This window comes from Brachymonas moutaii (nom. illeg.), from assembly GCF_049977365.1.
Classification (GTDB): Bacteria; Pseudomonadota; Gammaproteobacteria; order Burkholderiales; family Burkholderiaceae_C; genus Brachymonas.
In genome coordinates this window covers 86,103-105,999 of record NZ_JBNGEN010000008.1, presented here as the reverse complement: position 1 = coordinate 105,999, position 19,897 = coordinate 86,103, and the positions used below count along the sequence as shown (strand labels likewise).

Here is a 19,897-nt window from a genome sequence, read left to right as displayed (position 1 = left end):
GATTGGAGACCGCCATCCTATTATTGGAGTTTGGTACATGGATTGCAGAATTCTTATGGACGAGCTGTGGTCACGGATAGCGGATGTGCAGTCAGGAAAGGCGACAGACAAGGGTCATACGGCAACGGATAACCTTCTGGTTCTGGTAGCATCAAAAAATAAGATAGAAAATTTCCATATATAGAAGTTTCCACCAATCTGCTCTGGACTTGGTTCCAATAAGAATCATGGATTCCATGAACTTTCCCTATATCGCATCGACCTCTTCTGCCGCCTCGTCAGTTGCCGCCAGTCCCGGTGCTTTCTGTCAGCCTGACATGCTTGATGACAATACCCTGAGCCAATGGCTCGAATGCTGCCTTACCGATGAGCGCACCGTTGTGCTTGTGCATGCAAGCCATCGCTGCAAAGTGTTCGATGGGACGATTGCTGATGCTCCGCTGCTGCCTGCCGACCCCGAAGCGGAATCGGCCAAGGTTCTGAAAAAATTAGCTCGTGCGAATTTGCTCAATCGGGTCGAACTCCCTCTGAATGAACTTGTGCAGGCAACCATTGCTGACACGGCTTGGTTGAAGCTGGATGCCACCCCGACCGATGTAGGGGAATGGCTGAAACGCAGGGCTGCTTTGTTCGGACAGGGGCGCGGCCAAGCCATATCCGAAAAAACCTCGAGGCTGGTCTGGCACGAGGCCGGTGGCCGCTGTATGTACCGCGGATGCAGCGAGGATTTGGGGCGGACCACACTGACCACAAAAGCGGCCAGGATTGGCTATCTAGCCCATATCATCGCATCTGACCCGGATGGACCCCGCGGGGATTCCGCTACTTCGCATGCTTTGTCCAACGATCCGGAAAACATCATGCTTATGTGCGATGCGCACCACCGGCTGATTGACCGGATCGATGAGGATGGTCACTCAGCAGAATTCTTGCGTGAAATGCGTCGGGAACGATCTCGCATGGTCCGCAATGCGCTCGATGGATTGGCCTATCCACGCGCCCAGGCCCTCGCATTGTTTGGAAATGTTGCAAATATTCCGACGGTCGCATCGGAGCGTTCTATGCGGGAGGCCATGCACGGACGGCGCCTTGCGCCGCTGCCGGACATTGCCCATGTTCTCTGTCGGACGCAGCGCGATGATCGATTGTCGCCGGATTTCTGGGACCAAGTGCTGCACGAGCACGAGCCTGATTTTAGGGAATTAGTGCGCCGTGTCGGCGGCCAGCTGGCCGGAAACGGTGGGATAACTCATGACACGCTTGCCGTGTTCCCGTTCCATACGGTACCCCTCCTAGTTCTATGCGGCCGGATTGTCGGCGAGGCCTGCCCCATCGAAGTTTTTCAATATCACCGCCACCGAAAAACCTGGCAGTGGGATCCATGCGCTACTCCCCTGCCGCCACTCGCCTTTCAAGTCAGCGACCATCCACCGACGCCAGCCGACGAAGTGCTGCTGTCGCTTGAATTGACAGCACTTATCGATGAACAAGCCATTCCGGACACTATTGTCGGCCGGGTTCGAAACGGTGAAATACCATGGGTGCGCATCACGGTGTCACAGCCGGATGACGGGTGTATTTCACACCCAGACGATCTCCAACAGTTCACCACGGTCGCACGCACCGCCCTTCGACTGATCCAGGATGGAATGCGCCCATCTCGGGTGCATTTGTTCGGCGTGTCGCCAGTCAGCACCCTGTTCAGGTTCGGCCAGTTGCTGCAGGCGGGGCATCATCCAGTCTATATCGTCTATGACCGCCCTGACCGCGGCCAGCCCTTTAAACCAGCGCTCTCCATCGGAGGACAGCAGGTTACGGCAGTGTTATCGTCCTGTAACGAAAACTCTAAAACTATCCCTCTACGCTAAAGGACAGCCCTATGGCTATGACCAAATACGGAGCGCTCGTTGAGTCCGCTCGCAAGAAGCGGCGAAAGGTGCTTGGAATGGCACTTGAACATAATTCTTTTGATCAACTGCGTGGTAGACGCTCTCTGGAGGCGTGGGCGCGAGAGCTCGACTTCGTCAATCAGCACATCACAATCCCCCAGGGACAGGTCGAAGAAGCGGCCAGTGCCTATGAAGAGATTGCGCAGCATCTGGTCGACAAACTGAATTGGCCGCGCAATGCGATCCGGATTCTGCCCCAAGGCTCGGCAAGGACCCAGACCCTCATCAGGCCGCCAGATGCGACAAAATTCGATATCGATGCGGTGTGTTCAGTCGATATTTCTCGCATTGCCGCCTACGACCCAATGGGTTTTTTTAAGGATGTAGGGATTGCTCTTGCCGATTGGGATCCCAGCGCCAAGAAGCGCTGCTGGCGCGTCGAGTTTTCAAATTGCCGCTTCTATCTTGAATTCACACCATCGGTTCCCTTGAGTACTGTGCCAGCTGCCACTCTGAACTCGGTACGTTTCAGAGCGTCCAGCCTGCACCAGGATACAGCGCTGGCGGTCGTTGATACACCCACCGAGCAGTGGAAGACCTCGAACCCGGAAGGCTTTGCCAACTGGGTCAAAGAACAGGCCGAAAAGTCGATTCTGCTGAACCTCGTTCTAGAGAATGCCGCCCTATCCATGGATGCCAGTATCGACCCTGTTCCGGAACAGGAAGTGCCTTTGGCAGACACGCTTCGGGTAGCCATCCGACTCTTTAAACGCCACAGGGACATGGCGGTGCGGCGAGGCAATCTGGATAGCGCGACCAAGCCCATCTCCGTCCTCATCGTGACCCTGCTGACGCAGTGCTACGAAGGACTTGTCGACACAGGATCCAGGTACACCCATCCAATCGAATTGCTGCTCGATCTTGCGGAGCTAATGCCTGGCATGGTTGAAGAGCGGGGTGGAGAATACTGGGTTGCCAATCCCACCGTTGAAGGGGAGAACTTTGCCGAGCGCTGGAATCAGGATCAGGGGGCGCGCAAAGCGGCGTTTGACATTTGGTGCGATCTATTGATCGACGACCTGCGCGGAATTTTGGATAAACACGATGAGGATGAAATAAAGCACCGTGTACGCGAGGTTTTCGGATGCACAGGGGGAACGGCATCTGGGCCGACGTCTGGCGGCGGGCTGGCACCTAGCGCCCCGACCCGGTTGTACTCTCCGCCACCAACCCGTGGCCTAGCCTAAGGCATGCTGGCTTTTTGCGCGTGAGTACCGAGGCATTTGTTCGATTTCTGGAGCAACACCCGTCGCTTCTACCCGAGGTAACGGGGCACCGCGATAAGGTGCGGTTGTTCCCGATCCGCCTGCCTGAGCTCCCGGATGGAAGGCAATTCCAGTCTGCGTGGCTGGTCCTGCCGTCCGATTTTCCTAACAATGACTCCGCCAGTATCCGGCTATCGAGCGATGCTGTGCTGCGTGTCCCCCATGTCGAATACAACGGTAACTTGTGCCTTGAAGGCGATCCGGGGCCTGGCAGCGGGAATACGGCTGAAGATCGGATCAATGCACTGCTGCGCCACTTTTATTTGAAGTTTCTCGACCCGTGGCTCATCGGCGAACTAGATGGGGACTTTGGCCAAGAGGCCCTTCATTACTGGACCATTCTGGTTAACCGGTCGGCTTCGTCAAAAAACGCCGTCACCCGAATCTACACAGTCGATAATCGCCATCCAGCGCCCCGGGTCTACCTGGCTCGCCTTTTGCTGCCCAGTCGCATCGTGGTCGCCGGCGACAATCCCGCGCTTTCCGACCGCTTTGTGGCATCTCTCGGGAATCGAGCGGCGCAAGTCTGCAACGTCTTGGTCGCTGATATCCCTATTGCCCACGCCTTGACGCCGCTCACTTGGCCGCGCACGGAATCGGCCCTCGAACGATTGGTCGCCGGTCGGCTCGGGGAATCCCTGGCTAACAAGTTTCAGCGGCAGCGTCGCCCACGGGGGAAGGCGATTCACCGAATCGTTCTGCTGCGCGCGCCGCACTGCAGCTTTGGTTTTCTGCTGACGGGGGGGCCACCGACCGTCGCGGGAAGAAGCATCATTAAGCGCGCCTACCCCACGACGCGGATGCTGCCCTTATTGGTGGACCGCATCGATCCGTTGTGGACGTGCGGTCGAGAACAACATCCCGAAATTGCGTGTCGTCAGCGACGGCATGTCCTGGTTCTGGGCGCAGGGGCTCTCGGAAGTCCCGTAATTGATCAGTTGGCTAAAGCCGGGGTCGGGTGTATTTCCGTGGTCGACCCGGATACACTATCTACAGCCAACATCGGCCGCCACCTGCTGGGGGCTGAAGCAATTGGTCATCGCAAGGCAGACTTGCTCGTCAAACGAGTCGCCTTGTCCAATCCTGCGGTATTGCTCAAGCCGTATTACGAATTCGCCCAGACCTGGATCGCGAAGCGCACGCTGGCGGAAATTGATGTGGTCATCGACCTGACGGGGGAGCCTGACGTGCGCTGGTGTCTTGAACAGGCACGACAGATGCATCCGCGTCCGCTGTTGATTGGGTGGATGGAACCCTATGTTGCTGCGGCCCATGCCTGCATTCTTCCCACAAACGAGCGCTGGATGCGCACCGCGGGCGACCCTTTGGAGTCACTACAGGCGGTGGATTGGCCTAAAGAGGTGATTCAGCGCGAGCCCGCCTGCAGCAGCGATTTCCAGAGCTATACGTCGGCGGCCGCGGCCCATGCCGTAGCCCTCATCTCCGAAGCGGCACTGGCGCTAATCGACGGCCTGATCGCCCAGCCTGTGGTGCGAAGCTGGGTACGCGGCAAGCGCTTCCTTGATGGCCATTATCCGGGCCTCGAACATCGGGCGTGGGCCAAGGATGCCGTACCCTACGACGGAATTTCCCTGGAGCGGGCATGGCATGAGTAACCGAACGTTCCTGCTACCTGACAACCGTGGCTACGTCCTGTTTTCCAACCCGGTGCTGCGACATATGTACCGACATGCCCAGACCCATATCTGGCATCGTGAGGCCGGTGGTCAGCTATTCAGCCCAGCGCCGCATGAGTCAGCCGTAGTTGTATCCGTGGCCACCGGGCCACATCCCAGGGATGTCCGAGGGCACCATCTCTTCGTACCTGACCTGCATTCGGCGACCAGTGATCGACGAATGCAATTTGACCAAGGTCGGCATGCCGTCGGCCTATGGCATACCCATCCGGAGCTAAACCCATCTCCTTCAACGCAAGACTACGAAACCACGTTGGAATATCTTGAAGCGTTTCATGGTGCGATGAATGGCTTTCTGCTGGCTATTCTTGGAAATCATGGCAATCCACTCAACATGGCCGTTTGGGTCGCCACTACGGAACCAAATGGACTATGGACTCGCTTGAAGGAGGTCTAAATGGGATGGTGCGCTATAGCGCGGTATTAAATTCCGTGCAAGCTGTTGTTTTTATTGAAAAATTCTACGATGCGCACTTTTGTAAAAATGCATACAAGTGTTTGTTGCAAAAGAAAATTTTTCAGTGTTTGTAACGCGCTCTAGGCTAAGAATAGCGTACTTTATGAATCGAGCGCTAATGCAATTCCTTCATATCCGTTCTTCTCCATAAAAACCAGACAACTTCTCCGCCGCTAGCATGTTCTCTATTCGGGGGGCAGAGGCCTGACTTGCATAGACGGCGATAACAAGTCGTAGACGTCGGGAAGTAGGGCAGAAGTCCGCTATTAAGACAAATCCTCAATGACTGGTTTGGGTGTGCTGCGGGTATTTGCGCGGTGCGTATTGACAGACCGAAGTCGGGCGATACCTCAACGGTCACTGGCATTGCTACATGCAGGTCGCAGGGGCTCACCGCCCCGCGTGCATCCGGGCCAGCAGGTACAGCAGGATGAGCGTGCAGGCGAGGCCGACGAGGGCCAGGACTTTCCAGAACTGCACGGGGTCGCGTTCCACCCAGGGGGTGCGGTGGCGGCTGCGGTAGCCGGCGTGGGGGTGCCGCAGGTCGTGCAGGAATTCGGCCACGTCGGCCTGGCGGCGGTGGGGGTCGATGTCGAGTGCCTTGCGCAGCGCGTCGTCCACCCAGCCGGGGATGGCGGCGTGGGCAGGGGCGGCACCGTCGCGGCAGAGGGAGCGGTAGCCCTGTCCGATGCGGCGCTGGTCGGCCCGGGTGCGTGCCTGTGCCAGCCGCGCGCCATAGGGCAGTGCGCCGCAGAGCATCTGGTAGGCGATGACGGCGAGCGAGAACAGGTCCGAGGCGGGCGAGGGGGGCAGTCCGGCCACGTATTCGGGGGCCATGTACTGCAGGGTGCCGGGGGGTGTATCGTCGTCCGGGCGGGGGTCGAGGCCGGCCACGCGGACGGCGCCGAAGTCCACCAGCCGCACGGTGCCGGTGGTGTCGATCATGATGTTCTCGGGCCGCAGGTCCTGGTGCAGGATTTCGAGGCGGTGCAGGGCGCGCAGGCCCTGCCCGATCTGTTCGACGATGCGGCGCACGGTGTCCAGATCGGGGTGGGGGTGGTCGGTCATCCACTGAGTCAGGGTCTGGCCCTCGACGAATTCGAGCGCGGTGTATAGCGCGGTGCGCCGGCGCTCGGGAAAGGCGGCCCCGACCACATGGGGGTCGTGGATGCGGCGGGCCACCCATTCCTCCAGCTGCAGCCGTTCCAGAAAGGCGGCGTTCTCGCGCATCTCCACCGAGGGGGCCTTGATCGCCACGCGGCAGCCGGTGGCTTCGTCCTCCGCCAGAAACAGATGGCTGCGGCTGGTCACGTGCAGCGGGCGCACCAGCCGATAGCCGTCCAGGCGCAGGCCGGATTTGAGCTCCGGAACGGGCAGGGTCAGGCGCTGCTGCTGCCGGTCGGGGGCATCGGGGGCGGGCAGGGTATCCACCCGCACGAGCTGCAGGCTCAGGTTGTCGGTGCTGCCAGCGTCCAGTGCCTGCTGCACGAGGCGCTGGGCGGCTTCCTGCAGATCACCGGCACAGGCGGCCAGCGTCTGCCGGATGTCGGCTTCGCTCAGGTGGGCATAGGCACCGTCGGTGGCCAGCAGGTAGATGTCGCCCGCCGCCAGGGGCAGGGCCAGGTAGTCGATGCGCACCTGCGAGTCGGCCCCGAGAGCGCGGCCCAGGTAGCTTTCTTCGGCCGATACGGTGACGCGATGGTCCTGCGTGAGCTGCTCCAGGCCGTCGGCGCTCAGGCGGTAGATGCGGCTGTCGCCCACATGGAAGAGGTGGGCCGTGGCCGAGCGCAGCACCAGGGCGCTGAAGGTGCAGACATGGCCCTTGTCGCGTTCGTAGCGGAATTCCCCGGCGCGGCTCTGCGCATGGAGCCATGCGTTCAGGGCCACCAGCACCCGTTCGGCCGAGGTCTGGACGCTCCAGGTGTCGGGGGTGCTGTAGTAGTCGGCCAGAAATCCCGTGACGGCGGTCTCGCTGGCCAGGTGACTCACAGGGCTGCTGCTGATGCCGTCGGCCACCGCGCAGACCACGCCCTTGCGCTCCAGCAGGGCGCCCTGCGCGATGCGGGCGCCCACGCTGTCCTGGTTGAGCGGCTTGCGGCCTGCCTCGGTGCACTGGCCCACCGAGATGCGCAGCAGCGCGGGAGAGGCGGTGGCGGCAGTCATGTGTGAGGGCCTGTGGGAGCGGCCGCGCGGCAGCGAGGGGCTGGTTCGGTGCCCTGCCGCGCGGTCGGCATCCGTGGATCAGTCAGAGTCAGTCAGGCAGACGGCGGAGGCGGTTCAGGCCACGCGCTTGGGGGCCGTGCGCACATGGGTGGAGTACAGCGTCAGCCCCACAAAGGTGATGCCGCCCACCAGATTGCCCAGCGCGGTGGGGATTTCGTTCCAGATCATGTAGTCGGCCACCGAGAACTTGCCGCCCATCATCAGGCCGGACGGGAACAGGAACATGTTCACCACCGAGTGCTCGAAGCCCATGTAGAAGAACACCATGATCGGCATCCACATGGCGATGACCTTGCCCGACACATGGGTCGAGAGCATGGCGCCCACCACGCCGGTGGAGACCATCCAGTTGCACAGCACGGCGCGCAGGAACAGCGTCAGCATGCCGGCTGCGCCGTGGGCGGCGTAGCCCAGCGTGCGGCCTTCGCCGATGCCGCCGATCTTCTGGCCCACGATGGACGGGGGCGTGGTGAAGCCGTAGGTGAAGATGATGGCCATGATCAGCGCCACGAGCAGGGCGCCCGCGAAGTTGCCCACGAACACCAGCCCCCAGTTGCGCAGCACGCCGCCGAGCGTCACGCCGGGGCGGCGGTCGAGCAGCGCGAGCGGCGCCAGGGTGAACACGCCCGTGAGCAGGTCGAAGCCGAGCAGGTACAGGATGCAGAAGCCCACCGGGAACAGCACCGCGCCCAGCAGGGGTTGGCCGGTCTGGACGTTGATGGTCACGGCAAAGCAGGCGGCCAGGGCCAGGATGGCACCGGCCATGAAGGCACGGATCAGCGTGTCGCGCGTGGACATGAAGATCTTGGATTCGCCCGCGTCCACCATCTTGGTGACGAATTCGGTGGGTGACAGATACGACATCTTGGGGTTCTCCTCTGGATCGGAATGGGGCATCGCGCCGGATTCGATGCACCGGCGGTGCCCGCATGGGGGCGAATCCGGTGCGCCATGGCGGAAAAACAGGGCGTTTTTCCGCCCTGAGCCCACCGATGGGCCCAGGGTGAGGCCATACATGCAGATTGCATGCCAGTTTCGAGGGGAAACCCGCAGAGGCGCTGCGGGGGAGCGTTCAGGGTGAGCGTGGTGGCGAACGCGGGGCAAGCGCAAGCGCAAGCGCCGTTCAGGCGCGGGAGCGCAGCAGCCGCCCCAGATAGCGGCCGGTGTGGCTCTCGGGCACTGCGGCGACCTGCTCGGGCGTGCCCTGCGCCACCACGGTGCCGCCACCTGCCCCGCCTTCGGGGCCCATGTCGATGATCCAGTCGGCGGTCTTGATGACGTCGAGGTTGTGCTCGATGATCACGATGGTGTTGCCTGCATCGCGCAGCTGGTGCAGCACCCTGAGCAGCAGCGCAATGTCGGCGAAGTGCAGGCCCGTGGTGGGCTCGTCGAGGATGTAGAGCGTGTGGCCGGTGTCGCGGCGCGAGAGCTCGAAGGCGAGCTTGACGCGCTGGGCCTCGCCGCCCGAGAGGGTGGTGGCACTCTGCCCGAGCCGGATGTAGGACAGGCCCACGTCCAGCAGCGTCTGCAGCTTGCGCGCGATGGTGGGCACCGCGCCCAGGAAGGCATAGGCCTCCTCCACCGTCATGTCCAGAATGTCGGCGATGTTGCGGCCCTTGTACTGCACCTCCAGCGTCTCGCGGTTGTAGCGCTTGCCGTGGCAGACGTCGCAGGGCACGTACACGTCGGGCAGAAAGTGCATTTCCACCTTCACCATGCCGTCGCCCTGGCAGGCCTCGCAGCGGCCCCCGGCCACGTTGAACGAGAAGCGCCCCGGCCCGTAGCCGCGCTCGCGCGCCATGGGCACCTCGGCCATGAGCTCGCGGATGGCGGTGAACAGGCCGGTGTAGGTGGCCGGGTTGCTGCGCGGGGTGCGCCCGATGGGGCTCTGGTCGACGTTGATGACCTTGTCGAACTGCTCCAGCCCCTCGATGGCCTCGTGCGGGGCGGGCTCGGTGTGCGCGCGGTGGATGGTCTGGGCCGCTGCGGCATAGAGGGTGTCGTTGACCAGGGTGGACTTGCCCGAGCCGGACACGCCGGTCACGCAGGTCATGAGGCCGACCGGAATGTCCACCGTGACCTCGTGCAGGTTGTGTCCGTGCGCGCCGACGATGGTGATTTTCTGCAGGCCGGCATGGGGGCCCGCAGCGGGGGTGTTTGCGGTCTCGGCGGCACTGTCTATGTCCCTGTCGCTGCCGCCGGCAGGCCGGGCAGAGGCAAAGCGGGGCGTCTTCCGGGCCGGCACGGGCGCGCTGGCGGCCCGCTCCGGCAGCCAGGCCACCCGGTGCGCGGGCACTTCGATGCGCAGGGTGCCCGCCAGATAGCGGCCGGTGAGCGAGTCGGGCGAGGCGAGCAGGTCGTCCACGGTGCCCTGTGCCATCACGCGGCCGCCGTGCACGCCCGCCCCGGGGCCCATGTCCACCACCCAGTCGGCGGCGCGAATCATGTCCTCGTCGTGCTCCACCACGAGCACGCTGTTGCCCAGATCGCGCAGATGCTGCAGCGTGGCGATGAGGCGGTCGTTGTCGCGCTGGTGCAGGCCGATGCTGGGCTCGTCGAGCACATACATGACGCCCGTGAGCCCCGAGCCGATCTGCGAGGCGAGCCGGATGCGCTGGGCCTCGCCGCCCGAGAGCGTCTCCGCACTGCGGTCGAGGCTCAGGTAGTTGAGCCCCACGTCGTTGAGAAAGCCGAGCCGGTTGGCGATCTCGCGCACCACCTTGGCAGCGATCTCGGCCTTGGCGCCCTGCCACTGCAGGGTGCGGAAGTAGGCGAGCGCATCGCCCAGCGTGGCCCGGCTGATTTCGTAAATCGCGCGGCGCTGTTCGCCCTCGCCCACATACACGTGGCGCGCCTCGCGGCGCAGGCGCGTGCCGTGGCAGGCGGGACAGGGCTGGATCTGCCGGTAGCGGGCCAGATCTTCGCGCACCACGGCCGAATCGGTTTCGCGGAAGCGCCGCTCCATGTTCGGGATCACCCCCTCGAAGGGATGCTCCTTCACCACCTCGCGGGCCTTGCCGCCCCGGCCCTCGGCCTGGTAGGTGAAGGCGATGGCCTCCTCGCCAGAGCCGTAGAGCACCACCTGCCGAACCCGTTCCGGCAGCGACTCGAAGGGCGCCTCCACATCGGCGCCGTAGTGCCGGCACACGCTGTCGAGCAGCGGGAAGTAATGCGGATTGCGCCGGTCCCAGCCCCGGATGGCCCCGCTGGCCAGGCTCAGGCTCGGAAAGGCCACCACGCGCTCGGGGTCGAACACCTCCACCGAGCCGATGCCGTCGCAGGCCGGACAGGCCCCCACGGGCGAGTTGAACGAGAACAGGCGCGGTTCGAGCTCCGAGAGGCTGTAGTTGCACACCGGACAGGCATAGCGCGCGTGGTAGGCGTGCTCGCGGCCGCTGTCCATTTCCATGGCGATGGCGCGGCCATCCGCCAGGCGCAGCGCAGCCTCGAAGCTCTCGGCCAGCCGCTGGCGGGCGTCGGCCCGTACCTTGAGCCGGTCCACCACCACGTCGATGTCGTGCTTCTCGGTCTTGACCAGTGCGGGAATGCGCTCGCTGTCCACGATCTCGCCGTCGACGCGAAAGCGCACATAGCCCTGCGCCTGCATCTGCTCGAACAGATCGGCGAATTCGCCCTTGCGCTCGCGCGCCACCGGCGCGAGCACCATCACGCGCATGTCCTCGGGCAGGCCGAGCACGGCATCGACCATCTGGCTCACCGTCTGCGCCTGCAGCGGCAGGTGGTGATCCGGGCAGTAGGGCGTGCCCGCACGGGCAAACAGCAGCCGCAGGTAGTCATGGATCTCGGTGACCGTGCCCACGGTCGAGCGCGGGTTGTGGCTGGTCGCCTTCTGCTCGATGGAAATTGCGGGCGACAGCCCCTCGATCAGGTCCACGTCGGGCTTGTCCATGAGCTGCAGGAACTGCCGCGCATAGGTCGACAGGCTCTCCACATAGCGCCGCTGCCCTTCGGCATAGAGCGTGTCGAAGGCCAGGCTCGACTTGCCAGAGCCCGACAGCCCTGTGATCACCACCAGGGCGTGGCGCGGAATGTCGAGGTCGATGTCGCGCAGGTTGTGCGTGCGCGCCCCCCGCACACTGATGTGCGTGAGCGCATGCGGCGCACGCAGGGCTGCGGGCCGTGCGGTCCCCGAGTCGGTGGCGGCAGGGGCGGAAACGGAAGCAGACGGGGAAGAGGTTTTCTTGGCAGGCATGCGGCGGGGCCGGCGGGCTGAGTGCCGGAAAAAACAGAAGGCAACCGGCAATCATAGTCCGCCTGTCGCGTGGACGGAAACAGACGGATATCGCTACCCTCCGGCCACCGTGGCGCGCCTACGGCTGCGCTCCCCGCGCCGCCGCCTGGAAGAAGGCAATGCGGTCGATCGTGGCCGGATGGCTCGAAAACGCGATGCCCAGCCGCGACGGGCGCGAGGCCGCCCCCTTCTCGTGCGACAGGGCCTGCATGCGCTCGAAGAACCGCACCATGGCCTGCGGCGAAATGCCCGCTGCCCGCATGAAGCGCACGGAATACACATCGGCCTGGTGCTCGGCACCGCGCGAATATCCCATGTTGAGCAGCAGCACCGGCGCCATGGTCACAAAGCTCGCATAGTCCCCGAACGCGGCCGCTGCCACCACTCCCAGTGCGGAGGTCTGCACCAGCTGGCGCATGCCATCGCGGTGCACCACATGGCCCATTTCGTGGCCGAGCACGCCCAGCACCATGTCGTCGTCGTTGCCTGCCGTGGTCACCAGTTCGTCGAGCAGCACGATGGTGCCGCCGGGCAGCGCAAAGGCATTGGGGCCCATGCGCGGTGCGCTGCGAAACAGGAGCCGGTAAGTCGGCCGGGCCCCACTCGCAGGCGCCAGCGCAGCCATGCCCGCCTGCAGCCGCTGCGTCAGCGCTGCCTGCCGTGCCGCGGGCAGACGACTCGGGGCCAGCAGCTGTCCTTCGACGCTCTGCAGGGCCGAGTCGCCCACCATGGCGTCGATGCGTGGCGGAATCAGCGTCACCACGCCGCGGGCCATCAGGGGCAGCCCCCAGCGGTAGGCAGCCAGCAGCAGCACTCCCAGCACCAGCAGCGCCAGCAGGGTGCGTCGCCCGCTTTGCTGTGCGCGCACCACCAGCGACTCGGGACGCACGGCCTGCAGGTGGGTGGCAGCCCAGGCATCCCAGGCCGCGCGGTCGAGCGATTCGGCGCTGCTGCCGTCGGCCAGCGTGACCGTGCGGGTGCCGCCCTGCGTGCGCTCGGTCCACCGGGCCTGCCGCGCCGGGCAGGCGGTCAGCACACGGCCCGTCACGGCATCGAGCACCTGCACGCTCTCTCCTTCGAGCCGCAGCCGTGCGGGGCGGCCCTGCGCATGCTGGCCGTCGAACCAGAACACCCGCACGGTGTTTTCCATCCTGCCGGGAGCTGCATCGGGGGGTAAGGGGGCTGGAGCGGGCATGACCACGGCGTGCCCTTCTTCAGAGACCGAAGTCGAAGTTCACGAACTCCATGGCGGCGTCCCCCATGGCGTCGTTGTCGCCGTCGCGGCTGGACCCGTGCAGGCGTTCGAGCGGCATGCGGGCCCGCAGCACCGTGGATTCGAGCACCAGCCGGCGCGTGGCCATCACGGCATAGGGCCAGTACAGCCCGAGCGTCAGGCCGATCAGGAGGTAGTTCTTGAACTGCAGCAGCAGGTAGCGGCCCAGCGAGAGCGTGGTCCGCAGCCGCAGATGGCGGTTGCCCGTGCGCGACCACTGCAGGTTGTAGAGCCGCACCTTGAACCAGTGCCGCCCCACCAGCAGCGCAAGGAGAAAGCCGGCAATGCTCCCGAGCAGCGACAGGGCCAGCATCATGCCGAAGCTGGCATGGCCCGAGCCAAAGACCAGCCGCTTGAGGGCCGCACCCCCCGCCACCAGCAGCAGCCCTGCCAGAAACAGGGCCACGAAAACGCCCACTCCCGACGCCAGCAGGCGGTAGTAGTCGGCAGCCGTGGCGCGGTATTCCATTTCCTCCTGCCCGTAGCGGATGTGGCCCTGCTGGTAGCGCTTGTAGCGCCAGTAGAAATAGGGCAGCGCCAGCGAGAACAGCACCCCCGAGCCCAGCATCCAGGCCTGGTAGACCACAGCATGCGTGCCGGTGCGCAGCGTGCCGCGCCGGTCGAGCTGCGAGAGGTCGATGTCCAGGCCCCAGGCCAGCAGCGGCCCGGGCAGCAGCAGCCACAGCAGCGGTACCAGCAGGGCCCGGTAGGCCTCGCCCGTGGTGCCGGTGAAATGGAAGCGCAGGCCACGCCAGCTGGTGTTGGCAAGCCGGAAGCGCTGCGAGCCCCGGAACAGCGGCGGAAACAGCGCCACCATCAGCAGGGCAATGAGCACGGCGGACGCGCCGCCCGCCACGCGGTTGCCCATGCCGTACACCGCAAGCAGCACCCCCGCGAGCAGCGAGCCGCGCAGCATCGAGCGGGGATTGCCGTGAAAGTCGAAGGCATGCCCGTCCACCCACGTGCAGTGGTAGAGATACTGCAGCTTGCGCCGGCGCGCCCACGGCCAGTAGATCCCGAAGGTCACGATCACCAGCAGCAGATTCACGATCCAGATGCGGAAGTATTCGCTCCCCGTGCCGCTGAAGTGCACCGGATAGTCATGGATCGGGATATGCCTGCTCCTGCCCGTGGGCGATCTGTGCAGGCTCGGGCGCCTTTCGGGGGCGGCGTACAGGGTCTGGATGTCTGCGGGCATGGTGGGGGCAACGCGGTAAAAAGAAGGATTCCGGCGTCCTAGTGTAGTAGGCGAAACACCTCGTTCGCCGGGAACCCTGCGGACTCTTGCAGGACACGCCCCCTACGCCGGATTCCCCCATGGCAGCGGGGCATCCTGCCCCAGGCGTGCAGGCCGCGCGGGGGCGCCGCACAATGGGCCGTCGGACAGGCAGCCTTGTCTTCCCCTGAACCAGGATTCGTACAGGAGCGATCATCATCATGCAGAACTTCGATTTCCAGAACCCCACCCGCATCGTGTTCGGCGAGGGCACCATCGCGCAGCTCTCCACCCTCGTGCCGCCCGCCGCCCAGGTGCTGGTGCTCTACGGAGGCGGCAGCGTGACGCGCAACGGCACGCTCGACCAGGTCCGTGCCGCACTGGCCGAGGGCGGCACCCGTACCGTGCACGAGTTCGCCGGCATCGAGCCCAACCCGTCCTTCGAAACCCTGATGCGTGCCGTGGCCGAGGTGCGCGAGCGGCGCATCGACTTCCTGCTCGCGGTGGGCGGCGGGTCGGTCATCGACGGCACCAAGTTCGTCGCGGCCGCTGCCCTGCTGCCCCCCGAAGAGGATGCGTGGACCATCCTGCAGACGCATGGCCGCTCCATCACCCGCGCGCTGCCGCTGGGCACCGTGCTCACGCTGCCGGCCACCGGCTCCGAGATGAACTCCGGGGGCGTCATCACGCGGCGCGCCACCCACGACAAGCTCGGCTTCATGAGCCCGCACACCTTCCCCAGGTTCTCTGTGCTCGACCCCACCCGCACCTACACGCTGCCGCTGCGGCAGGTGGCCAACGGCATCGTGGATGCCTATGTGCACATCATGGAGCAGTACCTCACCTACCCGGCCGACGCCATGGTGCAGGACCGCCTGGCCGAGGGGCTGCTGCGCACCCTGGTCGACATCGGGCCCCGGGCCCTGAGCGAGCCGCAGAACTACGCCATTCGTGCCAACTTCATGTGGACTGCCACTCTGGCGCTCAATGGCCTCATCGGGGCTGGCGTGCCGCAGGACTGGGCCACCCACATGATTGGCCACGAGCTCACCGCCCTGCACGGCATCGACCATGGCCGCACGCTGGCCGTGGTGCTGCCGGCCCTCCTGCAGGTCCGTCGCGACGCCAAGCGCCTCAAGCTGCTGCAGTACGCCGAGCGGGTGTGGGATCTGCGCGAGGGCAGCGAAGAGGAGCGCATCGACGCCGCCATTGCGCGGACCCGGGCGTTCTTCGAGTCGCTGGAGGTGCCCACGCACCTGTCGGCCTACCAGCTCGACGCCTCCGCCATCGATCCGCTCGTGGCCCAGCTCGAAAAGCACGGCATGACCCGCCTGGGCGAACGCCGCGACATCACGCCCGCCATCAGCCGGAGCATTCTCGAAGCGGCCCTCTGAGCACGGTACCGGCTGCCATGCGCCCATGAAAAACGCCAACCGAAGGGTTGGCGTGCGCAGCCCGGCTCGTGCCGGAAAAGGGAAAAAGGGGTGGTGCGGCTGGCGGGGATCGAACCCACGACCCTTGGCTTCGGAGGCCAATACTCTATCCACTGAGCTACAGCCGCACGGACGACACACAGACACCCCACCGCGAGCGGTGCAGGGCTTTGTGGCGTGCAGCCGGCAATTGTAGGTGTTTTTACGGCCGCCCGTGTCTATAATCGCGACAGACCACTTGTTTCAGATTTTTTCAATTCCAAAAACAGAGGATCACCATGGGCGACAACGCTTCTGATTCGTACCAAGTTCCCGAGATCGTCAAGAACCGCCAGCTGGCGGTCGTGTCGGGGCTGACCTTCGCCGTCCTGGTGGGAGCCCTCGGTACCGCACTGTACTTCGCCAAGTATGCGGGGTCCGGTTACAACATGAATAGCCCTGCTGCCCAAATGGCCGCCAACCGTCGCCTCCAGAAGGTGGGTGACGTGAGCCTGCAGATCACCGACGCGGGCGGCGGCGCTCCCAAGACTGGCGAAGAGGCCTACAAGGCTGTCTGCGCCGCCTGTCACGGCACCGGCGCCGCAGGTGCTCCCAAGTTCGGCGACGCCGCCGAATGGGGTCCCCGCATCGCCCAGGGTGAGAGCGTGCTGCTCAAGCATGCCCTCGAAGGCTTCAAGGGCAGCAAGGGCGTGATGCCTCCCAAGGGCGGCAGCTCGCTGAGCGACGACGAAGTGCACCGCGCCATGGTCTACATGGCCAATGCAGGCGGCGCCAAGTTCGCAGAACCCAAGGCAGGTGCCGCAGCTGGTGCAGCCAGCGGTGCCGCTTCCGCTGCAGGTGGCGCATCTGCAGCCGCTGCTCCTGCCGCTTCCGGTGCCGCAGGCACCACCACTGCCGCGGCCGGCAATGCAGGCGAGGCACTGTTCAAGCAGACCTGCCAGGCCTGCCACGGCGCCGGTGTGGCCGGTGCGCCCAAGTTTGGCGACAAGGCCGCCTGGGCTCCCCGCATCGCCCAGGGCGAGGACACGCTCTTCAAGCACGCCATCGGTGGCTTCCAGGGCAAGAGTGGCGTCATGCCGCCCAAGGGGGGCTCCACCGCCTCCGACGACGACGTGAAGGCCGCCGTGCGCTACATGGTCGCAGCAGGCAAGTAAGCCCGCTCCTGCCGGGTGCGGCAGCGCTCCCTGCCGAGCTGCTGCCCCCCATCCTCTGCCGAGCCACCTCTGTGAGGTGGCTTTTTCGTGCCCGGAGCAGGGGTCGGTGCCCTGTGTCCCGTGGCTGAGACGGGGTTCAGGTTCAGGAGGGCAGGGCTTCTGTCAGATGCTGCGGGCTGACCACATAGCCGTAGCGTGCGGGCAGGGTGGCCGCTTCGACCTCCTCCAGCGGCCAGAGTCCCTGCTCCAGCGCATCGGCCATCTGCAGGGTATCGAGGCTGTGCACGAGCCCGAGCCCGAGGTCGGTCACCAGATAGGCGCGTCCCTGTTCGTCGCACAGGGCCTGACGGGCCTGTACCGCCAGGCCGGTGTGGGTGGTGACGGTGGGGCCGGTGTCGGTGCTGCCTGCGGACAGGCGCAGAATCCAGGGCGTGGCTTCCAGCTCCACGAAGACCCGCTGCGGCCCGTTCTGAAAGTACCAGCAGCCCTGCGCGTCGGCCAGATAATTGCGGCCGATGAAGGCGACGAGGGCCTCGTGCCGCAGCACGGCTCCCCGGCTTGCCGGGCAGCTGCCCGCGCCGGCAAAGGGGCCCGCCTGCTGCGTGCGGGCATCGCGCATGAACCACTCTCCGCGCGCACCCAGGCCCAGCCAGCCGTGACAGTGGGGCACATGGGGCCATTTGGCCATGGCCTGTTTGACGATGTCGTCCATGGATCGTATTCCTTCCCGGAACCCCCGGGTACTGGCGACGATCATCGCAGAAATGCACCGAAGAGGCGCATTTCCTGTCATCATCCCAGTCTTTCTCAAGGAGACCGCATGAAACGCCTGTTTGCGATAGTCCTGACCGTGCTGGCCGTGATAGGCCTGTCGGGATGTGGCTACAACCAGTTCCAGACGCTCGACGAGCAGACCAAGTCCGCCTGGAGCGAGGTGCTCAACCAGTATCAGCGTCGGGCCGATCTCGTGCCCAACATCGTGGCCACCGTCAAGGGGCAGGCCAACTTCGAGCAGGACACCCTGACCCGCGTGGTGGAGGCGCGTGCCAAGGCCACCGCCATTCAGGCTACGCCCGAGCTGGTCAACGATCCCGTGGCGTTCAAGAAATTCCAGGCCGCCCAGGGCGAGCTGGGCAGCGCGATTTCCCGGCTGCTGGTGGTGTCCGAGCAGTATCCGCAGCTGCAGGCCAATCAGGGCTTCCGAGATCTGCGCGTGACTCTCGAAGGCACGGAAAACCGCATCACCGTGGCCCGCAACCGCTACATCCAGTCCGTGCAGGCCTACAACATTCTGGCTCGCCAGTTTCCCACCAACCTGACCGCCATGGTCTTCGGCTACAAGCCCAAGCCGAATTTCACGGTGGACAACGAGGCTCAGCTGGCCACGCCGCCCAAGGTGGACTTCGGGACCGGGACGGCTGCGAGCGGCAGCCGCAACTGATGCAGGGACTCGCTGCATGACGCACGCAGTCCGCCTGACCGGAAGACGAATGCAGCCCGGGCTCCCGTGTCTGCGGAGCACGACCCTCGTCGGTCGGCTGCTGGCGGCGTGCGTCCTGCTGCTGGCAGTGCTGCTGGTCCCGATGGGGCAGGCCGCGGCGCAGAATGTGCTGCCCGTGCCTGCGCTCACCGACCGTGTGATCGACCAGACCGGCACGCTCAGCGCGGCCGATGTGGGACGGCTCGATGCACAGCTGGCCGCCATCGAACAGTCCCGTGGGTCCCAGATCGTGGTGCTCATGGTGCCGACCACGCAGCCTGAGGACATTGCGTCCTACGCCAACCGTGTGGCCAGCACCTGGAAGATCGGGCGCCGCGACGTGGGTGACGGGCTGCTCATCGTGGTGGCCAAGAACGACCACCGCATGCGCATCGAGGTGGCCAAGGCCCTGGAGGGGACCATCCCCGATCTGGCTGCCGCGCAGATTCTCGACGACGTGATGAAACCCGCCTTCCGCCGCAACGACTACGCCGGGGGGCTGGCTGCCGCCATCGACGCGCTGGGTGCGCGCATCGCGGGGGATGCCGCGCTGCCCTCGGCGGCCAGTGCACCCCGCAATGGCGCGGCGGCACAGCAGGGCATGGATCCGTTCGAGGTACTGGTGCTCGCGGCCATGCTCACCATGGTGGGCGGCGCTTTTCTGCGCATGTGGCTTGGGGTGGGCAAGGCGTCGGTGGCGACGGGGCTGCTCGTGGGCGTGGTGGTCTTTGGTCTCACCAGCCTGCTGCTGGCATCGCTGGGCGCCGGCGTGGTGGCTGCCCTGGTGGCGCTGGGCAGCGGCAGCGGACGTGGCGGCAGCAGTGGCGGGCCCTTCATCTTTCCGGGCGGCGGCGGTGGTGGCGGCTCGTGGGGAGGGGGATCCGGCGGAGGCTTCGGCTCCGGAGGTGGGGGCGATTTCGGAGGCGGTGGTGCCTCGGGAGACTGGTGATGGCGGGATGGCAATTCTGGAAGACTCTGTTCGGGGCCGATCCCCGTGCGGCCGATGCGCGAAGAGTGCATGCCGTGGTGCCTGCCGAGGCACTGCAGCGCCTGACCACCTGCGTGACCGCCAGCGAGGCACGCCACACGGGGCAGGTGCGGCTGTGCATCGAAGCCCGTCTGCCGCCCAGCTATGTGCGTCGCGAGGCCACTGCGCGTGAGCGGGCCATCACGCTTTTCGGCAAGCTGCGCGTGTGGGATACCGAGGACAACAACGGCGTGCTCATCTACCTGCTGCTGTCGCAGCACGCCATCGAGATCGTGGCCGACCGAGGCATCGACCGCCATGTGCCGACCACGGTGTGGCAGGACATGGTGGCCGGCCTGTCAGCGGATCTGCGTGCAGGCCGCTATGAGGAAGGACTCCGCCAGGCCATCGAGGCCGTCACGGCCGAGCTGGCACGCAGCTACCCCCGTGCGCCCGGCACGCCCCGGGACAACACCCTGCCGGATACCCCCGTGGTGCTCTGACGGGGCCATGCCGCCTGCAGGGGCGGCC

The 19,897-nt window shown here is 65.0% G+C and carries 16 protein-coding genes and 1 tRNA gene; 10 read left to right on the top strand and 7 right to left on the bottom strand.

All coding sequences use genetic code 11. From position 1 onward, the window contains the following. The 5 genes from ACP2WS_RS09805 to ACP2WS_RS09785 all read left to right on the top strand — a co-directional run. Nucleotides 1-184, top strand: a 184-nt coding sequence (locus ACP2WS_RS09805; RefSeq protein WP_426460636.1) for a hypothetical protein, incomplete at its 5' end; no start/stop codon positions are given. Nucleotides 185-236: 52 nt separating this feature from the next. Further along, nucleotides 237-1,868 (top strand): SAVED domain-containing protein, encoded by a 1,632-nt coding sequence (locus ACP2WS_RS09800; protein WP_426460635.1) that lies wholly within the window; start codon nt 237-239, stop codon nt 1,866-1,868. An 11-nt stretch (nt 1,869-1,879) separates the two neighbouring features. Next, the gene (locus ACP2WS_RS09795) at nt 1,880-3,136 is read left to right on the top strand and encodes a nucleotidyltransferase domain-containing protein (RefSeq protein ID WP_426460634.1); all 1,257 of its coding nucleotides are present in this window, start codon (nt 1,880-1,882) and stop codon (nt 3,134-3,136) included. Between the two features lie 20 nt (nt 3,137-3,156). Further along, complete coding sequence (locus ACP2WS_RS09790) at nt 3,157-4,830, top strand: HesA/MoeB/ThiF family protein (RefSeq protein WP_426460633.1); 1,674 nt, start codon at nt 3,157-3,159, stop codon at nt 4,828-4,830. Then, the gene (locus tag ACP2WS_RS09785) at nt 4,739-5,308 is read left to right on the top strand and encodes a Mov34/MPN/PAD-1 family protein (RefSeq protein ID WP_426460643.1); all 570 of its coding nucleotides are present in this window, start codon (nt 4,739-4,741) and stop codon (nt 5,306-5,308) included. The genes ACP2WS_RS09790 and ACP2WS_RS09785 overlap by 92 nt, the downstream gene beginning before the upstream one ends. Before the next feature lie 450 nt (nt 5,309-5,758). Here the strand turns inward: ACP2WS_RS09785 and ACP2WS_RS09780 are convergent, their stop codons facing one another. The 5 genes from ACP2WS_RS09780 to ACP2WS_RS09760 form a co-directional block, all read right to left on the bottom strand. Next, nucleotides 5,759-7,531, bottom strand: coding sequence for a bifunctional protein-serine/threonine kinase/phosphatase (locus ACP2WS_RS09780; protein ID WP_426460632.1), 1,773 nt, complete (start codon nt 7,529-7,531; stop codon nt 5,759-5,761). Nucleotides 7,532-7,645: 114 nt separating this feature from the next. Further along, nucleotides 7,646-8,455, bottom strand: coding sequence for a formate/nitrite transporter family protein (locus ACP2WS_RS09775; RefSeq protein WP_374491909.1), 810 nt, complete (start codon nt 8,453-8,455; stop codon nt 7,646-7,648). A gap of 259 nt (nt 8,456-8,714) precedes the next feature. Continuing rightward, nucleotides 8,715-11,804 carry an excinuclease ABC subunit UvrA gene (gene uvrA, locus ACP2WS_RS09770; protein ID WP_426460631.1) on the bottom strand — a complete coding sequence of 1,030 codons (3,090 nt, stop codon included), beginning with the start codon at nt 11,802-11,804 and terminating at the stop codon, nt 8,715-8,717. Nucleotides 11,805-11,922: 118 nt separating this feature from the next. Further along, nucleotides 11,923-12,993, bottom strand: coding sequence for a M48 family metallopeptidase (locus tag ACP2WS_RS09765; RefSeq protein ID WP_426460630.1), 1,071 nt, complete (start codon nt 12,991-12,993; stop codon nt 11,923-11,925). Nucleotides 12,994-13,057: 64 nt separating this feature from the next. Next, nucleotides 13,058-14,314: a YjgN family protein gene (locus ACP2WS_RS09760; RefSeq protein WP_374491907.1), complete on the bottom strand. Its 1,257-nt coding sequence runs from the start codon at nt 14,312-14,314 to the stop codon at nt 13,058-13,060. A 239-nt stretch (nt 14,315-14,553) separates the two neighbouring features. Here ACP2WS_RS09760 and ACP2WS_RS09755 point away from each other — a divergent pair, with 239 nt between their 5' ends. Next, nucleotides 14,554-15,726 carry an iron-containing alcohol dehydrogenase gene (locus tag ACP2WS_RS09755; RefSeq protein ID WP_426460627.1) on the top strand — a complete coding sequence of 391 codons (1,173 nt, stop codon included), beginning with the start codon at nt 14,554-14,556 and terminating at the stop codon, nt 15,724-15,726. 91 nt (nt 15,727-15,817) lie between these two features. Here the strand turns inward: ACP2WS_RS09755 and ACP2WS_RS09750 are convergent. Then, nucleotides 15,818-15,893, bottom strand: a tRNA-Arg gene (locus ACP2WS_RS09750). 150 nt (nt 15,894-16,043) lie between these two features. On the opposite strand from ACP2WS_RS09750, the gene ACP2WS_RS09745 reads away from it, so the two are divergent. Then, on the top strand, nt 16,044-16,919 hold the full coding sequence (locus ACP2WS_RS09745) for a c-type cytochrome (protein WP_426460625.1): 876 nt from the start codon (nt 16,044-16,046) through the stop codon (nt 16,917-16,919). A 142-nt stretch (nt 16,920-17,061) separates the two neighbouring features. Here the strand turns inward: ACP2WS_RS09745 and ACP2WS_RS09740 are convergent, their stop codons facing one another. Continuing rightward, nucleotides 17,062-17,631 carry a DUF2946 family protein gene (locus tag ACP2WS_RS09740; protein WP_426460623.1) on the bottom strand — a complete coding sequence of 190 codons (570 nt, stop codon included), beginning with the start codon at nt 17,629-17,631 and terminating at the stop codon, nt 17,062-17,064. 108 nt (nt 17,632-17,739) lie between these two features. Between ACP2WS_RS09740 and ACP2WS_RS09735 the strand changes: the two genes are divergently transcribed. Genes ACP2WS_RS09735 through ACP2WS_RS09725 form a run of 3 tightly spaced genes read left to right on the top strand, consistent with a single transcriptional unit; the run spans nt 17,740 to nt 19,869 of the window. After that, the gene (locus ACP2WS_RS09735; RefSeq protein ID WP_426460621.1) at nt 17,740-18,360 is read left to right on the top strand and encodes a LemA family protein; all 621 of its coding nucleotides are present in this window, start codon (nt 17,740-17,742) and stop codon (nt 18,358-18,360) included. A gap of 49 nt (nt 18,361-18,409) precedes the next feature. Next, nucleotides 18,410-19,348 carry a TPM domain-containing protein gene (locus tag ACP2WS_RS09730; protein WP_426460620.1) on the top strand — a complete coding sequence of 313 codons (939 nt, stop codon included), beginning with the start codon at nt 18,410-18,412 and terminating at the stop codon, nt 19,346-19,348. Continuing rightward, complete coding sequence (locus ACP2WS_RS09725) at nt 19,348-19,869, top strand: TPM domain-containing protein (RefSeq protein ID WP_426460618.1); 522 nt, start codon at nt 19,348-19,350, stop codon at nt 19,867-19,869. The genes ACP2WS_RS09730 and ACP2WS_RS09725 overlap by 1 nt, the downstream gene beginning before the upstream one ends. Nucleotides 19,870-19,897 lie beyond the last annotated feature (28 nt).